The sequence below is a fragment of the Alphaproteobacteria bacterium genome (genome assembly GCA_016722515.1).
Lineage (GTDB): Bacteria > Pseudomonadota > Alphaproteobacteria > Rickettsiales > JADKJE01 > JADKJE01.
The window spans coordinates 1-4,389 of sequence record JADKJE010000023.1 but is presented as its reverse complement, the minus strand read 5'-3'; the positions used below and the strand labels follow the sequence as shown (position 1 = coordinate 4,389).

Annotated in this window: 3 protein-coding genes; all 3 read left to right on the top strand. The window is 48.1% G+C overall.

Annotation, left to right across the window (positions count from 1 at the left end; all coding sequences use genetic code 11):
• The first annotated feature begins 468 nt into the window (after window positions 1-468).
• Window positions 469-1,257: a hypothetical protein gene (locus IPP74_15330; GenBank protein MBL0320646.1), complete on the top strand. Its 789-nt coding sequence runs from the start codon at window positions 469-471 to the stop codon at window positions 1,255-1,257.
• 1,907 nt (window positions 1,258-3,164) lie between these two features.
• Window positions 3,165-3,761 carry a hypothetical protein gene (locus tag IPP74_15325; protein MBL0320645.1) on the top strand — a complete coding sequence of 199 codons (597 nt, stop codon included), beginning with the start codon at window positions 3,165-3,167 and terminating at the stop codon, window positions 3,759-3,761.
• A gap of 433 nt (window positions 3,762-4,194) precedes the next feature.
• Window positions 4,195-4,377, top strand: coding sequence for a hypothetical protein (locus tag IPP74_15320; GenBank protein ID MBL0320644.1), 183 nt, complete (start codon window positions 4,195-4,197; stop codon window positions 4,375-4,377).
• Window positions 4,378-4,389 lie beyond the last annotated feature (12 nt).

Genomic DNA, 4,389 nt, shown 5'->3' with positions numbered 1-4,389 from the left:
TAGCCATTTATCGCGATAATGGCTAAAGATTGAGTTGATACTACTCCGGCCAATCGTCCGGAAGCTGAAGCAGCTATTCGTTTAGCTTACGAATGTGGTGGTTTACTGCCGCCAAAAATCATTATTTGGCTACGCTCCCCACTTGAGGGTGCGATTGGCGCCTCTATGTTCTCTGACAAAAAAATCAATATGGAAAACATAGCTGGGGCCCAAGTACTGACCCAGGTATGGGCCCAAGCACAGAGCCAAGCACAGAGCCTAGTAGGGAGTCAAGTACTGACCCAAGTACTGACCCATGTATGGGCCCAAGTAGCGAACCAAGCACAGAGCCAAGTAGCGATCCAAGTATGGACCCATGTATGGGCCCAAGTAGTGGACCAAGTAGAGGACCAAGTATGGACCCAAGTAGCGAACCAAGCACGGAGCCAAGTAGCGGACCAAGTATGGACCCAAGTAGCGGACCAAGTAGTGGACCAAGTAGAGGACCAAGTGTGGCGTGCGGGCTACGGCGCGCATGATGCAAACTGGCTCGGCTTTTACGACTTCTTTTTAGAGAAATGCGGTTTGGATGGAGCAAATCGGTTGCGCGGGTTATTAGACTTGGCTAAACATTGTGGATGGTTTTGGCCATTCGAAGGCGTAGTTATTCTGACCGAACGCCCAAATAAACTAGAGCGGGATAGCCACAATCAGCTTCATTGTGAGGATGGCCCAGCACTTAGCTATCCAGATGGATTTTCTCTATGGAAGTGGCACGGTGTTACGGTATCGGAAGACATTATCTTGTCGCCAGAAAAAATAACTATTCAGCGCATAGAACAAGAGACAAATTCTGAAGTGCGCCGGGTAATGATTGAGCGCTATGGTGCCGAGAAATATGTGATTGATTCTGGAGCAACCGTGGTTGAAGAGTTGTCACCAACCCACCCAATCGTAGGCCTGCGTACCGCCCGTTTGCTGAAAAAAGAAATACCAGGCGACGAGCCTATCATTTATGTTGATTTGCTCAACAGTACCGCAGAAGGCACTTGGGTCAATAATCTGGTTGACGGGGTTAATAAACCCTTGTTTAAACCAGATATTGTCGATGGAAAACCATTTCATAAACGCTATATGCTCCGAGTAGACCCAAATGCGTACAACGGTGAGGCTTCCACGAGCGCTCATGCTGCAGCCGCCAGCACCTGGCGCGACCAATTGACTGGGGCGCTGACTTATCCGAACTGGCGAGATTACGCGCCAGCCACCGAGAGCTGATAACGTGAGTTCAGTCGGTGATTGTAAAAAATTACAGACCTATACCACTGCTATGAACTTGAACAGTAATGTTTAGGTTAAGTGCATTATCTCTGTTAGAGTTAAAGAACTAACAGACACCACCGAAAAAAGCTGTGTGGAATGGAAACGATTGAGGTCAGACTCTAAGCGATTCCCGGTGTAATCCCGGTACCCAAACAAAAGCAGCGTCCTATCAGTTTATTCTTCAAGTAAGCGAAAGCCTCTTCTTGGAGTACTCCTACGTCCGTAGAGCAAGGTCTACAACTGGTTCGACAATCGAAAGACGGTAAAGACCAAACTGTAGGGATAACCGGGCAATCCCCACTGCTGAAAAGCAAAGCGCGTCAAGGCTGGTTATCCCTGCAGCATAAAAGCGCTAACGCGCTGATGTGTTTTATCTCGTAATGTTCGAAAGAACAGCTGGATAATTGATGGTCGTGGTGAAATCTCACAAAGTCAGGCCTCCCGCCTGAGCCAAGTTTCTGCTTAAGTGTGTAGGATAGTCCCGAGGCAATGAAGCGTGGTCGCCAGGTCACGTGGAGCCACTCTTGAAATAGGGACCATTTAAGCCGATTCAGGTATAGCGTCAATGTGAGAGACCTAAAGTGCCTGCCCTTGCCATCGCCTGGCGAGAAACGGATGCTTGTTTAATGATGCGGCTAGTCTGCACACTGACGAGCTAACAAAGGAATACTTTTGGTCAAAGACGTAACAACCTACATTTCGAGGGACCAACACTTAATCGTTATTCGGTTAAGTAAAAACGAATCGATTAATGATGGCCTGGTGAGCCATCAGATGCCTGCCCATAAAGAGGGTAAAAACCGAAGAGCGACGTGGGAGTGTTTGGAATTAATCCAGATGCATTGATCCGATCCTCGTAAGGAAGGCGACATTAGGTTGATGTAATGCGCGAATGTGGGTCACCGAAAGGTGATTGGAGGCAAAGCTGATCGTCAGGCTTAGGCTTGAGATGCGGCTTTCCATACGCTCGGTAGCCTCCAACCGAGTACTTGTTTCTTAACGGAAACATTTTATAACCCAGCAAGCTTTCGGTGGATTACTGGGAAACGGTCAAATAGATCAAGCTGTAATTGTTAGGAAGGGATATTTTGTCCGTATAGAACAGAGGATCACTCGAAAGAGCCCTCTGAATTCGATACCTTCCGATGATTACGAAACCGACTCCAATGAACTTCTCCAGAGGCAGTTGGATGATAAATGCGGTTCTAATAAAGTGACCCGTTACGGTGAAGGAAAAAGTTTTCCGCATTCACCCTAGCTGTGATTGGTCAAGCTGGAGGCCTGTGCTCTTCGAGAGAAGGGTTGATTTAAGTTAGTTAGGCCAGTGCGTGCCGCCGATCGATAGATGGCCATCCGCCCACCGCCTTCACTAGCAACCACAGGACGCGGGAGATAATCAAACCCCGTGTTTGCCCATGATCTGTGCATCGGCCTAAGCAACCCACAGCTGGAGGAGTATCCTTCGCTAAGGCTGGTCCTAGGAGATTCGTTTCCTAAGACATGGGTGGTTCCTAGTTTCCTTGGAAGAAAACCTAAAAACTAGTAGAGCTTAGTGAGCTGGTTAAAAACTAGCAAAACCACGTTCTCGGAAGAAATGCCGAGTATCGCTAAAAGGTACGGATCAATTGCAGGCGTGTTGGTGAGAAGCCGAACATACTGAACTATCGCATCCAACAGTTTGTCTTCTGGGGGTTCCTGGGAGATTGATGAAAATCCTTCTGCTGGTTCGCCGGCGGAAGAAGCTCGCGCCATAAAAGTCTGATACGTACTGGGATTAATGACTTGCCATAGGCCATCTGTGTTAAAGACCTGTCGGAGGGGTAAGATGGATAAACCGACTTCGTTTTCATAAAGGATCGACTATGTCGTATTCAATCTCAACTTGGGACGCTCTTGCGAATGCACGGGCGGAGCCCTTGTTCCCGCTTCAGCCTGAACATGTCGTCGGCCGGCTGTTTTTTGACCCAGGCTATGGGTTTCGAGTAGTATCTCAACAGAAAGAAAAGGAAGAAAAGATGTCTCTCTCAATCAACAAAGAACTGATTGAACATTTGACCGCCTTGCGCGGCGATGGCGTCAAAGACGAATTCACCAAGGTCATGGCCTTGGGCAACAGCGAGCTGTCTGCCGCACTCAAGCGCGTCATGGACGAGCGCCGCAGTACTTCTTTGCAAATGGTGGCACTGCAAATCGCAGAACTGCTCGAGCTGGCTGAAAAGCGCAAGAAGGAAGCTGTCGAGCACATTCGCCATCTTCGCCGCCAGCTGGCTTCTGCCAAGAGCCACTTGGATAACATCCTGGCAGCCGAGGAAGAAGCCAAGGCCAACAACTTCATTCCTTTGCTCAAGGTGGCCAACCCTGCAGTGGTGACCTCCGGCTTGCTGGATGACATCCCTGACGCTGTGCAGAACACTGTTCGCGCACGCAAGGTGGCTGCCAAGAAGGCTGAGAAGAACTAAGTTTGGGCGCTAGGTACAACCTTGTGTGGGTCAAGGTCAGCCGGGGGAACCTCCTGGCTGCTACGCTTAAAATCAAACTTAGCTCAACGATCGGGCTAGCCTACACCCGTTCCTTAGTGACAAACGGCTAAAACTGTGCAGCACCAACATAATGACTCTAGGGTATTTACTTTTGCCTTGAAGTTATTTGGTAGCCTACATCGGTTGGCTTGAATAATCGGAGCCCATAAACCCCTATTACTCTTTCTATTCTAAAACAGAATAGTCTTAGTTGTAGGCAGAGGCAATTACTCAAGCGTCAGAAATGACAGCATATAGAGACTGGGGAAACCCAGTCTCTTATGTCCTTCTTTTCTTTTTTTGGTTTAGAATGTTTCAGCCACATATTACTAAGCTGAGTAGGAATACCTGATTTAATAGAGGAAAAAGGAACATGAGTGCATTTGGTTGGATACCAAAAGACGAAGTCGTTGAAGCCATCGAACGATTAGCTGAAGAAGAAGCCCTGCTGGGTAGATCTCCACGAGAAATCGTGGAGTCGATCATGGACGCTACGACATGTGGAATTAATCAAGCTTTACTTAAGCTGAAAGACCAGAAAGTGGATTCGAAATGACCTCAGAAAGAA

What these genes read in the sequence shown, in the direction of transcription:
- IPP74_15325 (MBL0320645.1), top strand. Translation starts at nt 3,165, where the DNA reads ATGTCGTATTCAATCTCAACTTGGGACGCTCTTGCGAATGCACGGGCG.
- IPP74_15320 (MBL0320644.1), top strand. Translation starts at nt 4,195, where the DNA reads ATGAGTGCATTTGGTTGGATACCAAAAGACGAAGTCGTTGAAGCCATC.